Origin of the sequence: Bacteroides sp. AF32-8BH (genome assembly GCF_003435205.1) — a bacterium.
Taxonomy (GTDB): Bacteria; Bacteroidota; Bacteroidia; order Bacteroidales; family Bacteroidaceae; genus Bacteroides; species Bacteroides ovatus.
In genome coordinates, this window is the sequence record NZ_QVLZ01000054.1 from 28,709 (window position 1) to 44,868 (window position 16,160).

Below are 16,160 nucleotides of genomic sequence, written 5' to 3' on the forward strand. Positions count from 1 at the left end.
GTAAAGGCTATCTCCTACATCGGGAGATAGCCTTAATTTTTCTTTCTTCTTTCTTTTGTCTTAAAAACAACAGAAGAAGAATTTTTATAATTCGGAAAAAAATGCGAAATTTGCAACGCTTTTCAAGTTTGACAAGAAACTTACTAACACCTTTAAATAAAAAATTAAAGAAAATGACTAAAAGTGCATTGCAAATCGCAAGGGCTGCTTACCAGCCCAAACTTCCGAAAGCATTGGCATCAGGAGCTGTTAAGGCTGTAGCAGGTGCTGCTACTCAATCTGTAGCCGATCAGGAAGCTATCAAAGCATTATTCCCGAACACGTATGGAATGCCGTTGATTACATTCGAAGCTGGTGAAGCTGTTGCTCTTCCTGCTATGAATGTAGGTGTAATTCTTTCCGGTGGTCAGGCTCCGGGCGGACACAATGTAATCTCCGGTTTGTTCGATGGTATCAAGAAATTGAACCCGGAAAACAAATTATATGGTTTTATTCTGGGTCCTGGTGGTCTGGTAGATCACAACTATATGGAACTGACTGCTGATATCATCGACGAATACCGTAATACAGGTGGTTTCGATATCATCGGTTCCGGACGTACGAAGCTGGAAGCTGAAAGCCAGTTTGAAAAAGGACTTGAAATCATCAAACAACTGGGCATCAAGGCACTGGTTATCATTGGTGGTGACGACTCTAACACAAATGCTTGTGTATTGGCTGAATACTATGCTGCTAAGAAGTATGGTGTACAGGTAATCGGTTGCCCGAAAACAATTGACGGTGACTTGAAGAACGATATGATTGAAACGTCTTTCGGTTTTGATACAGCTTGTAAGACTTATGCTGAAGTAATCGGTAACATCCAACGTGACTGTAACTCTGCACGTAAATACTGGCACTTCATCAAATTGATGGGTCGTTCGGCTTCTCACATCGCACTGGAATGTGCTTTGCAGGTACAGCCTAACGTATGTATCATTTCAGAAGAAGTGGAAGCAAAAGATATGTCTTTGGACGATGTGGTGACATCTATCGCTAAAGTGGTAGCAGACCGTGCAGCACAAGGACACAACTTCGGTACAGTTTTGATTCCGGAAGGATTGGTAGAGTTCATTCCTGCCATGAAACGTCTGATTGCTGAATTGAATGACTTCCTGGCTGCTAATGCTGAAGAATTCGGTCAGATTAAGAAATCTCACCAACGTGATTATATCATCCGCAAACTTTCTCCGGAAAACTCTGCTATTTATGCTAGTCTGCCGGAAGGTGTTGCCCGTCAGTTGACTTTGGATCGTGACCCGCACGGAAACGTTCAGGTTTCATTGATCGAAACTGAAAAACTGTTGTCTGAAATGGTAGCTACTAAGTTGGCTGCATGGAAAGAAGAAGGCAAGTATGTTGGTAAATTTGCTTCTCAACACCACTTCTTCGGTTATGAAGGACGTTGTGCTGCTCCGTCAAACTTTGACGCTGACTATTGCTACTCTTTGGGTTACACAGCTTCTATGTTGATTGCTAACGGTAAGACTGGTTATATGTCTTCTGTACGTAACACAACAGCTCCTGCTGCTGAATGGATTGCTGGTGGTGTGCCTATTACTATGATGATGAACATGGAACGTCGTCACGGTGAAATGAAGCCGGTTATCCAGAAAGCATTGGTAAAACTGGATGGTGCTCCTTTCAAAGCATTTGCTTCACAACGCGAACGTTGGGCTATCGAAACGGATTATGTATATCCGGGTCCGATCCAATACTTCGGTCCTACAGAAGTTTGCGACCAGGCAACTAAGACTTTGCAACTGGAACAAGCTAAATAAATACACTTCAAAGTAGTTGTTAATACAACAGCTGCAATGAAGGGTTCTTTCAGGCACGGATTACGCGGATTAATACGGTTTTTAGTTATTTCTTATAACCCTGTATTCCGTGTAATCCGTGCCTATCTCTAAAAACATTGATCGTTTAAAGTAAATGCCGCAACGCAACAACCCGATGTCTGCCGTACAGAAGAAAAGAACTGTTTCCACTACCAAAAGAAAGGGAACGACTTCTTCTTCCAAGACTTCCCGTACCTCAAAAAAGGAACAGGTGAAGCATCGAACTGTGATGCCTACCTGGCTTCGTAATATTCTGGCAGTGATAATTGTCGGTTGTTTCTCCGTCGCTTTCTATTATTTCTTTATCCGCCCTTATGCTTATCGATGGAAACCTTGCCATGGCTTAAGGGAATATGGTGTCTGCATCCCTGACGGATATGATATTCATGGTATTGACATTTCTCACTATCAGGGAAAGATTGACTGGAAGAAGCTGTTGCAGAATAAAGAGACGGCTACTCCTTTGCATTTTGTCTTTATGAAGGCAACAGAAGGAGGAGATCATAACGATACCACATTTGAGGCAAATTTTGCCAATGCCCGTAACCATGGATTTATCCGTGGTGCTTATCATTTTTATATTCCTGGTACGGATGCTTTGAAACAGGCGGACTTCTTTATTCGCACGGTGAAACTGGATACGGGTGATTTACCTCCCGTACTTGATGTGGAAGTGACCGGGCGGAAGGAAAAAAAGGAATTGCAGCAAGGCATTAAACGCTGGCTGGACCGGGTGGAATCTCATTATGGAGTGAAACCTATTCTATACACTTCTTATAAATTTAAAACCCGTTACCTGGACGACTCTATCTTCAATGCATACCCTTACTGGATTGCCCATTATTATGTGGACTCTGTGCGGTATCAGGGAAAATGGCACTTTTGGCAACATACGGATGTAGGAAGTGTCCCCGGCATTAAAGAAGACGTAGATTTGAATGTGTTCAATGGCTCGTTAGAGGAACTTAAAAAGCTGACAATTAAGTAACGGGTATTTCTTTTCCCTACAACTTATCTCTTCTCATATTTGTTATAATCGTATTATTACTAAAAAAATACGATTATGAACTTTGATATAGCTATTATTGGTGGTGGTCCGGCCGGGTACACAGCTGCCGAACGGGCAGGGGCCAACGGATTAAAGGCCGTTCTTTTTGAGAAAAAGGCAATGGGGGGAGTATGTCTCAATGAGGGGTGTATTCCTACTAAAACTTTGTTATATTCTGCTAAAATACTGGATAGCATCAAGAGTGCTTCCAAATACGGCGTTTCTGCCGAATCTCCTTCGTTCGATTTATCCAAGATTATGAGCCGTAAAGATAAAACAGTAAAAATGTTGACGGGCGGTGTGAAGATGACTGTGAGTTCTTACGGAGTGACTATTATAGAAAAGGAAGCTCTGATAGAAGGAGAGAAAGAGGGGAAAATACAAATCACTTGTGACGGAGAAACCTATTCCGTGAAATATTTGCTGGTATGTACCGGCTCTGATACAGTGATTCCTCCTATACCGGGACTGTCAGAAATCAGTTATTGGACTTCCAAGGAGGCATTGGAGATAAAGGAACTCCCTAAGACACTGGTCATTATTGGTGGCGGGGTGATCGGGATGGAGTTTGCTTCTTTCTTCAACAGTATGGGCGTGAAAGTACATGTTGTAGAAATGATGCCGGAGATTCTGGGAGCGATGGATAAGGAAACCAGTGGTATGCTTCGTGCCGAATATGCCAAACGGGGAGTCACTTTCTATTTGAATACGAAAGTGGTGGAAGTAAATCCTCATGGAGTTGTGATAGAAAAAGAAGGCAAGATGTCTGCTATTGAAGCGGAGAAGATCTTGCTTAGTGTAGGACGTAAGGCAAATCTATCCAAGGTGGGACTGGACAAGCTGAATATAGAACTGCATCGGAATGGAGTGAAAGTAGACGAACATCTGTTGACTTCGCATCCTCGTGTATATGCGTGTGGTGATATTACAGGCTACTCTTTATTGGCGCATACTGCTATCCGTGAAGCGGAAGTCGCCATCAATCATATTTTAGGAGTGGAAGACCGGATGAATTACGATTGTGTTCCGGGAGTCGTTTATACCAACCCTGAAGTGGCGGGAGTGGGAAAGACGGAAGAAGAACTGGTAAAATCAGGAGTTCCTTACCGTGTTTCAAAATTACCGATGGCTTATTCCGGACGGTTCGTTGCGGAGAATGAACAGGGAAACGGACTCTGTAAGCTGATTCAGGATGAAGATGGGAAGATTATCGGTTGTCACATGTTGGGAAATCCTGCATCAGAACTTATTGTGATAGTAGGTATTGCTATTCAGAGAGGGTACACGGTGGAGGAATTCCAGAAGACTGTGTTTCCACATCCTACGGTTGGAGAGATCTATCACGAAATTATGTTTTAACTCTTATTCCGCTTGATCTATGATTCGATGTATCTATAGTCCGTTTACTGATATTTACTTTCACTTGGCAGCAGAAGAGTATCTGTTGAAGCAGGGAAATGAAGATATTTTCATGCTTTGGCAGGATACTCCTTCTGTGGTAATAGGTAAGCATCAGCGGTTGCGGTCGGAAGTCGATAAGAAATGGGCGGAACAGGAACGAGTACATATTGCCCGTCGTTTTTCGGGTGGGGGAGCGGTGTACCATGATTGGGGCAATATCAATCTGACTTTTATAGAAACGGCTCCCCGATTGCCGGAATTTGTTACGTACTTGCAACGGACATTGGATTTCCTGAACTCTATAGGCCTGATGGCAAAAGGAGGCGAACGACTGGGGATTTATCTGAATGGATTGAAAATATCAGGGAGTGCGCAATGCGTACATAAGAATCGGGTGTTGTATCATTGCACTTTATTGTATGATACGGATCTGACAGCATTGCATAAAGCTTTGAATCCGGAACCGATGGTTGATGATGAAACTTTATCGTCAGTATATGCCGTTCCTTCCGTTCGGAGTGAGGTAACCAATATTCGGAGTTATTTACCGGAGGGAACTGTAACTGATTTTAAAGAGAAGGCTTTTCAGTATTTCAGTAAGTCCCAATCTGTCAGTGCTTTTACCAGGAAAGAAATAGAGGCTGTCAATCAGCTCCGGGAAGAGAAATATATTCAAAAAGAGTGGATATATAGTCGTTGATGTCCGGGCTGGCTTTGTCAGTATCCGGTTAAAATTTACTTAACTTAAAACTTTCTATTTCAGCCCGTTGTTGTAATATATCAAGGTTGAATAATAAATTTACTGTCTATGTCAAAATTCGAAATAAAAATGCCTAAGTTAGGCGAGAGTATAACCGAAGGGACAATCGTCTCTTGGTCTGTAAAGGTGGGTGACATGATTCAGGAAGACGATGTGCTTTTTGAAGTGAATACTGCTAAAGTAAGTGCGGAGATCCCTTCTCCCGTAGCGGGAAAAGTGGTGGAGATTTTATATAAGGAGGGTGATACGGTTGCTGTAGGAACAGTAGTCGCTATAATTGATTTGGATGGCGAAGAATCTTCAGGAACGGAGCCGGTAAGCGAAGGAGTTGTAAGAGAGGAAGCCGATGCTGGTCAGGTTGCTGCAAATGTTTCTGAAACATCACCATCATCACCATCGTTAGCGGAAACTGCTAGGAACGAATCAGCGAATACTGCATCGAAACCTGTTGTTGCAGAGGAAGAACGTTGGTACTCTCCTGTTGTGATTCAGTTGGCGCGGGAAGCTAAAATTCCGAAAGAAGAGCTGGATGCTATACAAGGAACTGGTTATGAAGGGCGATTGAGTAAGAAAGATATAAAAGATTATATTGAAAAGAAGAAAAGAGGAGGTAGTGTTGAACCGAAGCCGGCATCTGTTGTTGCTGCTCCGGCCGCAAGCAAACCATCAGTTGCTGTTTCTTCTGAACAGGCAAGTCTGAAGGTTGCTCCTGTAGCAATGCCTGGAGTCGAAGTAAAAGAGATGGATCGTGTCCGCCGGATTATTGCCGACCACATGGTTATGTCTAAGAAAGTATCTCCTCACGTGACCAATGTAGTAGAAGTAGACGTTACCAAATTGGTACGTTGGCGTGAAAAGAATAAAGACGCTTTCTTCCGTCGCGGAGGAGTGAAACTGACTTATATGCCTGTGATAACGGAAGCCGTGGCAAAAGCATTGGCTGCCTATCCACAGGTGAATGTATCGGTAGATGGATACAATATTCTTTTCAAAAAGCATATTAATGTCGGTATTGCCGTCTCTTTGAATGATGGAAATCTGATTGTTCCTGTGGTGCATGATGCCGATCATCTGAATCTGAACGGGTTGGCTATTGCCATCGATTCTCTGGCCTTGAAAGCAAGGGATAACAAATTAATGCCGGAAGATATTGATGGGGGTACATTTACGATAACCAATTTTGGTACATTCAAGAGCCTGTTCGGTACGCCAATCATTAATCAGCCGCAAGTAGCTATCTTGGGAGTAGGGTATATTGAGAAGAAACCTGCTGTTGTAGAAACTCCGGAGGGTGATACGATTGCAATCCGGCATAAAATGTACTTGTCTTTGTCTTACGATCATCGGGTAGTAGACGGAATGTTGGGAGGTAACTTCCTGCATTTTATAGCCGACTATCTCGAAAATTGGAAAGGCTGATAACTGATTGTTTCATTCATTAAGAACTTCATTACTCATGAAAAAGAAATATGATATAAAGACTACAGATGTAGAAACCCTGAAAAAGTGGTATCATCTGATGACATTGGGGCGTGCCTTGGACGAAAAGGCACCGTCTTACCTGTTGCAATCTTTGGGTTGGTCTTATCATGCTCCCTATGCAGGGCATGATGGTATTCAACTTGCTGTCGGTCAGGTATTCACTCTCGGTGAAGATTTCCTGTTTCCATACTACCGGGATATGTTAACCGTGCTTTCCGCCGGAATGACCGCTGAAGAAGTTATCCTGAACGGTATTTCCAAAGCAACGGACCCAGGTAGCGGAGGACGTCACATGTCGAACCATTTCGCCAAACCGGAATGGCATATTGAAAACATCTCCTCTGCTACTGGCACACACGACCTTCACGCAGCAGGTGTGGCCAGAGCAATGGTATATTATGGACATAAAGGCGTAGCTATTACTTCTCACGGAGAGTCGGCTACTTCCGAAGGATTCGTTTATGAAGCTATCAATGGTGCCAGCCTCGAACGTCTTCCTGTGATTTTTGTAATACAAGATAATGGGTATGGTATTTCCGTACCCAAATCGGAACAGACTGCCAACCGTAAAGTAGCCGAGAACTTCTCGGGCTTCAAGAACCTGAAAATTATCTATTGTAACGGAAAGGATGTATTCGATTCGATGAATGCTATGACCGAAGCGCGAGAATATGCTATCAGTACCCGTAATCCGGTTATTGTGCAGGCGAATTGTGTCCGGATCGGTTCGCACTCCAATTCAGATAAGCACACCTTGTATCGGGATGAGAATGAATTGGAATATGTGAAAGATGCTGATCCCTTGATGAAGTTCCGCCGGATGCTGCTGCGTTATAAACGTCTGACCGAGGAAGAACTGCAACAAATAGAAACTGATGCAAAGAAAGAATTGTCTGCTGCCAACCGGAAGGCTTTGGCTGCTCCCGATCCCGATCCTAAAAGCATTTATGATTTTGTAATGCCCGAACCTTATCAGCCACAGAAATATAAAGATGGTACACATGAGGCGGAAGGGGAGAAGACTTTTCTAGTCAATGCCATTAATGAAACATTGAAAGCTGAATTCCGCTATAATCCCGATACCTTTATTTGGGGACAGGATGTGGCAAACAGGGAAAAAGGAGGCGTGTTTAATGTAACCAAAGGTATGCAGCAGGAATTCGGCGAAGCCCGTGTATTCAGTGCACCGATTGCGGAAGATTATATTGTAGGCACCGCCAATGGAATGAGTCGCTTTGATCCTAAAATTCATGTGGTGATTGAGGGAGCGGAGTTTGCCGATTATTTCTGGCCTGCCGTAGAACAATATGTGGAGTGTACACATGAGTACTGGCGTAGCAATGGGAAATTCGCTCCGAATATAACTCTGCGTCTGGCTTCCGGTGGCTATATCGGTGGAGGCTTGTATCATTCTCAAAACCTGGAGGGAGCTTTGACCACTTTACCGGGGGCACGTATTGTCTGCCCATCTTTTGCGGATGATGCTGCCGGATTACTTCGTACCAGTATGCGATCCAAAGGCTTCACGCTGTTCCTCGAACCGAAAGCATTGTATAATTCGGTAGAAGCAGCGGCAGTAGTGCCGGAAGATTTTGAAGTACCTTTCGGAAAAGCACGTATTCGTCGTGAGGGATCAGATTTAAGCATTATTACCTATGGCAATACCACCCATTTCTGTCTGCACGCAGCAGAACGATTGGAAAAAGAAGGTGGCTGGAAAGTGGAAGTCATTGATATTCGCTCCTTGATTCCGTTGGATAAAGAGGCGATATTCGAATCGGTCAAGAAAACGAGCAAGGCATTGGTGGTTCATGAAGATAAAGTATTCTCCGGTTTTGGTGCGGAGCTTGCTGCTATGATTAGTGGAGAGATGTTCCGCTATCTCGATGGACCGGTGCAGCGTGTCGGTTCTACTTTTACTCCTGTCGGTTTTAATCCGATTTTGGAAAAGGAAATTTTGCCGGATGAGGCCAAGATATACGAGGCTGCCCGGAGATTATTGGAATATTAAATAGTGTGGATTATGAAAAAGATAGGTTTATTTTATGCTACCAAAGCCGAAAGAACGAGTTGGGTGGCAGAGAAAATACAGAAAGAATTCGGTAAGGAAAAGATAGAGACAGTGCCTATTGAACAGGCTTGGCAAAATGACTTTGCTGCTTATGACTGCTTCATTGTGGGTGCTTCCACTTGGTTTGATGGAGAACTTCCTACTTATTGGGACGAACTGTTGCCGGAACTCCGGACAATGAAATTAAAAGGTAAGAAGGTTGCTATTTTCGGTCTGGGAGATCAGATACGCTATCCGGAGAATTTTGCAGATGGAATCGGTCTGTTGGCGGAGGTATTTGAAGAAGATGAGGCTACTTTAGTTGGTTTTACTTCTTCCGAAGGTTATACTTTCGAACGTTCCAAAGCTTTGCGTGGTGAGCAGTGGTGCGGTTTAGTTGTCGATTTGGATAATCAGTCCGAGCAGGCGGAAAAGAAAATAAAAGCATGGTGTCAACAGGTAAAGAAAGAGTTCGCGTAACAACTTTGTTTCTCCTTATAAGATAGTGACGCTATCCGATACAAATAGTGACGGTATATGCTATGGATAGCGTCACTATCCCAAGCATATACCGTCACTATTTTTTCTACATCCATCAGGACTCTTATCCTTTATAAACAAACTTTACCTCTGCCCAACGATTCTTCTCTTTATAATGAACGAAAGTCAGTCCGTTCTTTTCCGCTTCTTCGCGGATGGCGGCAATGTCGTCTACGTAAAATCCACTCATGTAGAGTTCGGAATTCGTATGCATGCAGGTAACATATTGCTTCATATCATTCAGTAATATATTCCGGTTGATGTTGGCGATGATAACGTCGAAAGGTCCTTTTCCTGTAAGCGACGAGGCATCTCCTTGTGAAACGGCAATATCGTCTACGTGGTTCAATTCGATATTTTCGATGGAGTTTCGTACACACCATTCATCAATGTCGATGGCTGTACAGGGGCGTGCCCCCCGCATACGTGCGAGGATGGCAAGAATTGAAGTTCCGCAGCCCATATCGAGCAGAGATTTATCTTTCAATTCGCTGTCCAACAATTCTTCAATGATGAGGCTGGTAGTCTCGTGGTGTCCTGTTCCAAAGGCCATTTGAGGATTGATGACAATGTCATATTCCGCTTTGGGAACATCTTGGTGGAAAGTGCTGTGAATCACACATCGGTTTCCGATAATGATGGGTTGAAAGAAATTCTTTTCCCATTCTTCATTCCAGTCCTTATCTTCTGCTTCGGTGTATGTATAAGTAATATCCGTATCGGGTAGGGGGAACTCGGTGATGGCAATCTTGATGGCGTTTTCATCACAGATTGTCTGTTGGATATATGCGGTCAGTCCGCCTTCACACTCAACAAAACTTTCAAACCCGACTTCACCCAGTACGGCAGCCAGTACGTCAGTGACGATTTCTGTGCAAGGGTGGGTGCGGAATGTGAACTCAAAATACTTCATAGTTGTTTTTAATTCTGGTGAATAATGGACAAAGATAGTTAGAAATAGGGATTTCCCTATTATCCTTTGGGGAAAATCTCCCTCGGACGAAAAATCTCTTCCTTATCTTTGTAACATGAATAAGTTTAAGTAATTACATAAACCGAGATGATATGAAAAAGATTGTTTATTTCTTGCTATTTGCCTTGTGCCTCCCGATAGGCTTGATGGCACAAAGCGTTGATGACGACCTTTACTTCATTCCTTCAAAAGACAAACAGGAGAAGAAAGAAACTCCGGTTAAGAAGGAAACGAAGAAACAGGTGACCAACATCTATACTTCACCGGGTACTACAGTAGTGGTTCAGGACCGTAAGGGAAGAACACGGGATGTGGATGAATATAACCGCCGTTACGATGCACGTGATAATGAATTCGTAATGGATAATGATACCTTATATATAAAAGAAAAATCTAATCCGGATTTGGACGGAGAATGGGTGACAGGCGAATTCAATGGTACGGAAGACGACTATGAATATGCTGAACGTATCATCCGTTTCCGCAATCCGCGTTTTGCTATCAGCATCAGCAGCCCGTTGTATTGGGATGTAGTTTACGGTCCGAATTCATGGGACTGGAACGTATATACCGACGGTATGTATGCTTATGCGTTCCCGACATTCAGTAATCCACTCTGGTGGGATTGGCGTTATGGCTCTTACGGCTGGGGATGGAACTATGGCTGGGGATGGAATCGTCCTTATTACGCTTGGGGATATTCTCCGGGTTATTGGGGCGGCTGGTATGGCGGCTACTGGGGTGGCTGGTATGGCGGCGGTTATTGGGGACATCACCACCACTGGCACGGTGGTCCTAGCTGGGGCTGGGGCGGAGGTGGAAGACCTTATTATGCCGGACGTAGTGTGATAAATGGAAATAACCGTTCCTATTATTCAGGTTCGAGAAATTATAATTCTACTTCTTATAGAAGAGGAACAGGTTCATCAACTACACGGCCTACTAATTCTTCTGTTGGACAAAGTGTTCGTCGTTCCGGTACCACTACAGGTGCAAATAGCAGAGTAGTAGGAACACGTGATTATACTCGTAGCAGTAGTAATGGTTCTGTTCGTTCGGGAAGTTCATATTCTCGTAGGAATACGGAAACATACACACGCCCAAGCAGTACACGTAGTTCCGGTACTAGCACACGTAATTCTGGTTCTTCCTATACTAGAAGTAATAGTTCAACAGGAAATTCCAGAACAAGTACTAGTCGCAGCAGCGGTAGTAGCTACTCACGCGGAAGTTCAACTTCTACATCACGAAGCTATACACCTGATAGATCATCATCCCGCTCTTCCAATTCAGGTAGCTATTCAAGAAGTAGTGGAAGTAGCTACTCATCAGGTAGCAGTGGTAGTTATTCTCGCAGTTCTGGTAGCAGTGGCAGTTCTTCACGTAGTAGTGGCGGTGGTGGCTCTTCACGTAGTTCTGGCGGTAGCTATAGAAGATAATTTATAATTTCAAAAGAGATTGATTATGAAAAGTAATAGAATATTAGCGATTTGTATTCTTTTGATAGGTGTAGGATTTCTAAATGCTCAAACAACTATCTATGATGCAAACCGATGGATGGGAAGTGATTTAAATGGAACTGCTCGTTTTGTAGGTATGGGTGGTGCTATGGGAGCCTTGGGTGGAGATATTACCACTATGGGAACCAATCCTGCCGGTATCGGAATTTATCGCAGTAATGATTTTATGGTGTCATTTGGTTTTGATAATACAGGAACAAAAGCTAATGGAGCGAGTCTTGACAAGTTCCATGGTTCATTCGATAATGCCGGATTTGTGTTCTCTACAAAAATAGGGAATACAACAGCGTTGAGATTTGCCAACTTTGGTTTCAATTATCGCAAAATGAAGTCATTCAATAGAAGTATGCTGATGAGTGGAGTATTCAATACCTCTCAAACAGTGCAGATGGCAAATATGGTGAACTTTGATTCATACGGAGGTTTTGATCCATTTACAGAAGCAGCTTTGAGGAGCGATGATGCTTTCCAAAATCCGGAATTGCCTTGGTTGGGTATTATGGGATATAATGCTCATTTAGTGAATCCTGTTTACGGGGAAGTTGATCCTGATAATCCGGATGCAGAACCTCCTTTTGAGGGATATGAACCCTATTTTCGAGCAGGAGATGCTGTGAGTCAGTCTTATCGTTCGAAAGAAAGTGGAGGTATTCATTCTTTTGATTTGAATGGTGCATTGAATTTTTATGATCGTTTTTATGTTGGAGCTACGTTAGGACTTTATAGTGTGAACTATGATAGAACCAGCGAATATAATGAAGACTTTACAGATAAGGATGGAAATGGCCATGGAGGATATACCTTAGGAAATGACTTTTGGGTAGATGGTAGTGGGGTTGATTTTAAACTTGGTTTCATTCTTCGTCCTTTTGAGTCATCTTCGTTCCGTATAGGTGCAGCTGTACATACCCCGACTTTCTTTAGTTTGAAGGAACGCAATACTGCTTATATTAATTTTGATTTGAATGAGGATACGCGCGGTATTACCAGACCTTATGATGCTCGTGGAAATGATACTGAAGGAGAATATGAATATAAATTAGTTACTCCGTGGAAATTCAATGCAAGTATGGGATATACTATCGGTTCTTCCGTCGCATTGGGAGTTGAGTATGAATATTCAGACCGTACTAAAGCTAAAATGAAAGATCCGGACGGATATGAATTAGGTCAGACGGAAGACATTAAAGCGATGATGAAGCCTGTTCATACACTTCGTGTTGGAGCTGAATTTAAGCTAGCACCGGAATTTTCATTCCGTTTGGGATATAATCATATAACTGCTCCTTTGAAATCAGACGCTTTTAAGTATCTTCCTGTAAACTCAATGCGTACTGATACGGAGTTCTCTAATCCGGGTGCTACTAATAATTATACATTCGGTTGTGGTTATCGTGGTGAAAGTTTCTATGTGGATATGGCATATTTGTATAACACTTATAAAGAAACATTCTATGCTTTTGATAGTTTAGAATTACCAGGAACAAAGGTAACCAATAATAATCATAAGGTGGTTCTTACCGTAGGTATGCGCTTCTAATCTAATAAAGAGACAGTTTTCAATTTCAATAATAACTTTTGTGTGTAAAAAATCCCTGGAATGCTGAGTGTCTACAGCGGTTCCGGGGATTTTTATTAGTATCACTTTTATTCTTTTGTTTTATCTGCGTAACGGAGTCCGTTCATCAATAATTCCGCGGCCTCCGTAAAGTCTCATCGTAACAGGACTTCCGGCTTCTATGGTAATATCCTGATCTGCGATGATAGGTTCTTCCTTATCGTCTACAATTACAGAACCAATCTTCTCACCAGCCTTGATTATCTGTGGAATCAAGTTAGTCAGGATACCTTCGGAAATTTTCCGGATACTGATATATTCCGGGGTTGCATTCTTGTCAGCTTCGATTTTACCGTTGAAAAGATCCTGCACACCTTTGTTCTTCAAGAAAAGTTTAACGATTGCTTTACCTTCGTACGGGTTGCCTTTTTCATCAAGTAGAATAACGGGCGCAGTCATTCGCTTGAATGTAAGGGCTACATTGCTAGAACCTTTGCGGGCTTGGGCTGTGCCGAACAAATATTCTAAACCGCCTTTGATGTCACGGTAGCGACTAAAGAGGGATCTAGTCGTTACATCACCGGACAATTCGGGATAATGAGCATAGAAAGTTACAGCTTCCGCATCTGTAGCTGTCTCGCTCCAATTTTGGTTATCTACTCCCAAAGTAAAAGGCTGATATTCCTGCTCGGAAACGGACATTGAAATGACGTCTCCGGCTGAAAAACTACTTTTTAAAGGGAGTGACAGGTTACTGCTGCTACGAGTAACAGCGTCAGTGATACTTTCATTGTCGACAGTAGTAAGAAAGTTGATACCTTCTTTACTGGGATCTTGCAGTTCTTCTTGCTGTTGACAACTGAACAGGCATACTGATGCCATGACAAATAAAAGGCTTTTTCTTTTCATTTGAGGGGTAATTAATAGGTTAATAATAGTGAGAGGTTTTTAATATTCTACTCTGTCTTCTTTGGCCGCCCAGGCTTTGAAGGCAGTAAGGGCTTCATTATGCAATAAGATTTCGGAAGGAAGCTTTCTGTCTTCAGGCTTCAGTTCCAGTTCGTCATAGATAAAAGAGTCGTCGAAGCCAATATTCTTGGCATCGGTCTTATTGTTTCCATAGTACATTTTATCCAATCGCGCCCAGTAAATCGCACCGAGACACATGGGACAAGGTTCGCAGGAAGTATAGATTTCGTATCCGCTAAGATTAAAAGTACCGAGTTTGGCAGCTGCGGCACGTATCGCACTCACTTCGGCATGAGCAGTTGGGTCACAAGATGCCGTAACACGATTTACTCCTGTTGCAACTATTTCCCCCTCTTTCGTGGCAATCACAGCACCGAAAGGACCTCCACCATTTTCAACATTTTCTTTGGAGAGCTCGATTGCTTTCCGCATTAAGTCTTCTCTAGTCATGGCACAAAAAATATATTGTTAGTTTCATTTTCCCTTTGCTTCTTTTTACAAAGATAGAAAAAACTAACAATATACAATGGAATATTCCTATTAATTTTTTAACAGTATCAGTAAACTTCGCAAGAAAATGATACTTTTTTTTGCTTTTTTTGGGGTTATAGTTTACCTAATATCTTGTCCATTACCCAGTTAGTGAGCGTTGCACTTTCTCCGTCGCAGGAGCAAACGGACTTACCTAACAAGTGATCGACCACTGCCTGAATAAGAGGTTGTTGCACATGTTCCGGGTTACCGATACAGATTTCTTCCCGTCCTTTTTCGGTATGTAAGCCGATAGGCTCATAAGTAAAGACAGAGAAACAAATCATTCCCTTGTCACCGATAATTTCAATACGGTCTTCGCGGGCAGAGTCATGGGCTACGAAACACCAGGAACCGCTACCAACCAATCCGCTATCAAATTGGAAACAGGCGCTTAATGTATCTTCAGCAGGATAAAGTCCACCCCGATTGCTCTTATAACCGCTTGCTTCGAGGATACAACCGAACATATCCTGCAACAAATCAATTTGATGCGGAGCAAGGTCGTAGAAGTAGCCACCTCCGGCAATGTCAGCCTGCACACGCCAGGGAAGGTTGTCACGATTGTAATCCAGATCGCGTGGCGGCTGGGCAAAACGAATTTGCACATTGATAATATTACCGATAGTACCGTTCTCTACCAGTTCCTTTACTTTCTGGAAATAGGGGAGATAACGGCGATAGTAAGCAACGAAACAGGGAACTCCCGTTTCATTGGATATGCGGTTGATGCGCGTACATTCTTCGTACGTCACAGCCATTGGTTTCTCAATATAGGCAGGTTTGCCTGCTTTCATGGACATAATGGCATACGTAGCATGTGAGGAAGGAGGAGTGGCAATGTAGATGGCATTTACTTCCGGATCATCGATCAGTTCTTGTGCATCGTCATACCATTTTTTGATTCCTCTCTCTTTGGCATACGCTTTCGCTTTCGCACCGTCACGACTCATCACGGCTACGACTTCCGAATGTTCTACTTTCTGGAAAGCGGGACCGCTTTTGGTCTTGGTTACTTCTCCACAACCAATGAAGCCCCATTTGATAATCTTTTCACTCATAATATATACCTATTGTGTCTGCTTTAACAAACCCCAAAGATAAAGCTATTTTTTGTCAAGAGCAACTTTATTGATTATTAACTTGGCAGAGACAGTGGGAAAACAGACATTACGTTTTATTTCAATAGAGGCTCTGTTTTACCTGAACAGACGGTCTGTTAGGAGAGAACAGAGCCTCTAAAAGATGGCAACGCACACTCTAATTCCGGTAAGAAGCAAGGTGAAGATCGCTATGCACCGGGTTAAAGGAGAATGAACACCGGGCAAAACTGAAAGGAAAGCCGGGGTGGGGGAACTTTCCTCTCTATGAATATGATTTTTTCTTTGATATATAAAAAGAAGAGGTTGTGTCAAAACGCTGACACAGCCTTTTTTATGCGCAAAGCC

At 42.9% G+C, this 16,160-nt stretch carries 13 protein-coding genes; 9 read left to right on the forward strand and 4 right to left on the reverse strand.

Annotation, left to right across the window (positions count from 1 at the left end):
• Nucleotides 1-173 precede the first annotated feature (173 nt).
• The 7 genes from DWZ47_RS26440 (at nt 174) to DWZ47_RS26470 (ending at nt 9,101) form a co-directional block, all read left to right on the forward strand.
• Nucleotides 174-1,820: a diphosphate--fructose-6-phosphate 1-phosphotransferase gene (locus tag DWZ47_RS26440; RefSeq protein WP_117515240.1), complete on the forward strand. Its 1,647-nt coding sequence runs from the start codon at nt 174-176 to the stop codon at nt 1,818-1,820.
• 154 nt (nt 1,821-1,974) lie between these two features.
• Nucleotides 1,975-2,868, forward strand: coding sequence for a glycoside hydrolase family 25 protein (locus DWZ47_RS26445; protein WP_117515242.1), 894 nt, complete (start codon nt 1,975-1,977; stop codon nt 2,866-2,868).
• A 75-nt stretch (nt 2,869-2,943) separates the two neighbouring features.
• Nucleotides 2,944-4,287, forward strand: a complete 1,344-nt coding sequence (gene lpdA / locus DWZ47_RS26450) for a dihydrolipoyl dehydrogenase (protein ID WP_008999124.1) — start codon at nt 2,944-2,946, stop codon at nt 4,285-4,287.
• A 19-nt stretch (nt 4,288-4,306) separates the two neighbouring features.
• Nucleotides 4,307-5,029 (forward strand): biotin/lipoate A/B protein ligase family protein, encoded by a 723-nt coding sequence (locus DWZ47_RS26455; RefSeq protein WP_117515244.1) that lies wholly within the window; start codon nt 4,307-4,309, stop codon nt 5,027-5,029.
• Between the two features lie 108 nt (nt 5,030-5,137).
• Nucleotides 5,138-6,508, forward strand: a complete 1,371-nt coding sequence (locus DWZ47_RS26460; protein WP_117515246.1) for a dihydrolipoamide acetyltransferase family protein — start codon at nt 5,138-5,140, stop codon at nt 6,506-6,508.
• Nucleotides 6,509-6,545: 37 nt separating this feature from the next.
• Entirely contained in the window at nt 6,546-8,582 is a 2,037-nt protein-coding gene (locus DWZ47_RS26465) for a thiamine pyrophosphate-dependent enzyme (RefSeq protein ID WP_004319330.1), read from the forward strand.
• 12 nt (nt 8,583-8,594) lie between these two features.
• Nucleotides 8,595-9,101: a flavodoxin gene (locus DWZ47_RS26470; RefSeq protein WP_008999128.1), complete on the forward strand. Its 507-nt coding sequence runs from the start codon at nt 8,595-8,597 to the stop codon at nt 9,099-9,101.
• A 124-nt stretch (nt 9,102-9,225) separates the two neighbouring features.
• On the opposite strand, the gene prmA is transcribed toward DWZ47_RS26470, so the two are convergent.
• Nucleotides 9,226-10,074, reverse strand: coding sequence for a 50S ribosomal protein L11 methyltransferase (prmA, locus tag DWZ47_RS26475; RefSeq protein WP_117515248.1), 849 nt, complete (start codon nt 10,072-10,074; stop codon nt 9,226-9,228).
• A gap of 152 nt (nt 10,075-10,226) precedes the next feature.
• Between prmA and DWZ47_RS26480 the strand changes: the two genes are divergently transcribed.
• Nucleotides 10,227-11,573 carry a hypothetical protein gene (locus DWZ47_RS26480; protein WP_004297394.1) on the forward strand — a complete coding sequence of 449 codons (1,347 nt, stop codon included), beginning with the start codon at nt 10,227-10,229 and terminating at the stop codon, nt 11,571-11,573.
• 25 nt (nt 11,574-11,598) lie between these two features.
• The gene (locus DWZ47_RS26485) at nt 11,599-13,194 is read left to right on the forward strand and encodes a hypothetical protein (protein WP_117515250.1); all 1,596 of its coding nucleotides are present in this window, start codon (nt 11,599-11,601) and stop codon (nt 13,192-13,194) included.
• A 120-nt stretch (nt 13,195-13,314) separates the two neighbouring features.
• On the opposite strand, the gene DWZ47_RS26490 is transcribed toward DWZ47_RS26485, so the two are convergent.
• From DWZ47_RS26490 to DWZ47_RS26500, 3 genes are all read right to left on the reverse strand, one after another.
• Nucleotides 13,315-14,121: a fimbrillin family protein gene (locus DWZ47_RS26490; RefSeq protein WP_117515252.1), complete on the reverse strand. Its 807-nt coding sequence runs from the start codon at nt 14,119-14,121 to the stop codon at nt 13,315-13,317.
• Nucleotides 14,122-14,160: 39 nt separating this feature from the next.
• Nucleotides 14,161-14,631, reverse strand: a complete 471-nt coding sequence (locus DWZ47_RS26495) for a nucleoside deaminase (RefSeq protein ID WP_004297398.1) — start codon at nt 14,629-14,631, stop codon at nt 14,161-14,163.
• A 155-nt stretch (nt 14,632-14,786) separates the two neighbouring features.
• Nucleotides 14,787-15,773, reverse strand: a complete 987-nt coding sequence (locus DWZ47_RS26500) for a Gfo/Idh/MocA family protein (RefSeq protein ID WP_004297399.1) — start codon at nt 15,771-15,773, stop codon at nt 14,787-14,789.
• Between the last annotated feature and the right edge of the window lie 387 nt (nt 15,774-16,160).

What these genes read in the sequence shown, in the direction of transcription:
- DWZ47_RS26440 (WP_117515240.1), top strand. Translation starts at nt 174, where the DNA reads ATGACTAAAAGTGCATTGCAAATCGCAAGGGCTGCTTACCAGCCCAAA.
- DWZ47_RS26445 (WP_117515242.1), top strand. Translation starts at nt 1,975, where the DNA reads ATGCCGCAACGCAACAACCCGATGTCTGCCGTACAGAAGAAAAGAACT.
- lpdA (WP_008999124.1), top strand. Translation starts at nt 2,944, where the DNA reads ATGAACTTTGATATAGCTATTATTGGTGGTGGTCCGGCCGGGTACACA.
- DWZ47_RS26455 (WP_117515244.1), top strand. Translation starts at nt 4,307, where the DNA reads ATGATTCGATGTATCTATAGTCCGTTTACTGATATTTACTTTCACTTG.
- DWZ47_RS26460 (WP_117515246.1), top strand. Translation starts at nt 5,138, where the DNA reads ATGTCAAAATTCGAAATAAAAATGCCTAAGTTAGGCGAGAGTATAACC.
- DWZ47_RS26465 (WP_004319330.1), top strand. Translation starts at nt 6,546, where the DNA reads ATGAAAAAGAAATATGATATAAAGACTACAGATGTAGAAACCCTGAAA.
- DWZ47_RS26470 (WP_008999128.1), top strand. Translation starts at nt 8,595, where the DNA reads ATGAAAAAGATAGGTTTATTTTATGCTACCAAAGCCGAAAGAACGAGT.
- prmA (WP_117515248.1), bottom strand. Translation starts at nt 10,074, where the DNA reads ATGAAGTATTTTGAGTTCACATTCCGCACCCACCCTTGCACAGAAATC.
- DWZ47_RS26480 (WP_004297394.1), top strand. Translation starts at nt 10,227, where the DNA reads ATGAAAAAGATTGTTTATTTCTTGCTATTTGCCTTGTGCCTCCCGATA.
- DWZ47_RS26485 (WP_117515250.1), top strand. Translation starts at nt 11,599, where the DNA reads ATGAAAAGTAATAGAATATTAGCGATTTGTATTCTTTTGATAGGTGTA.
- DWZ47_RS26490 (WP_117515252.1), bottom strand. Translation starts at nt 14,121, where the DNA reads ATGAAAAGAAAAAGCCTTTTATTTGTCATGGCATCAGTATGCCTGTTC.
- DWZ47_RS26495 (WP_004297398.1), bottom strand. Translation starts at nt 14,631, where the DNA reads ATGACTAGAGAAGACTTAATGCGGAAAGCAATCGAGCTCTCCAAAGAA.
- DWZ47_RS26500 (WP_004297399.1), bottom strand. Translation starts at nt 15,773, where the DNA reads ATGAGTGAAAAGATTATCAAATGGGGCTTCATTGGTTGTGGAGAAGTA.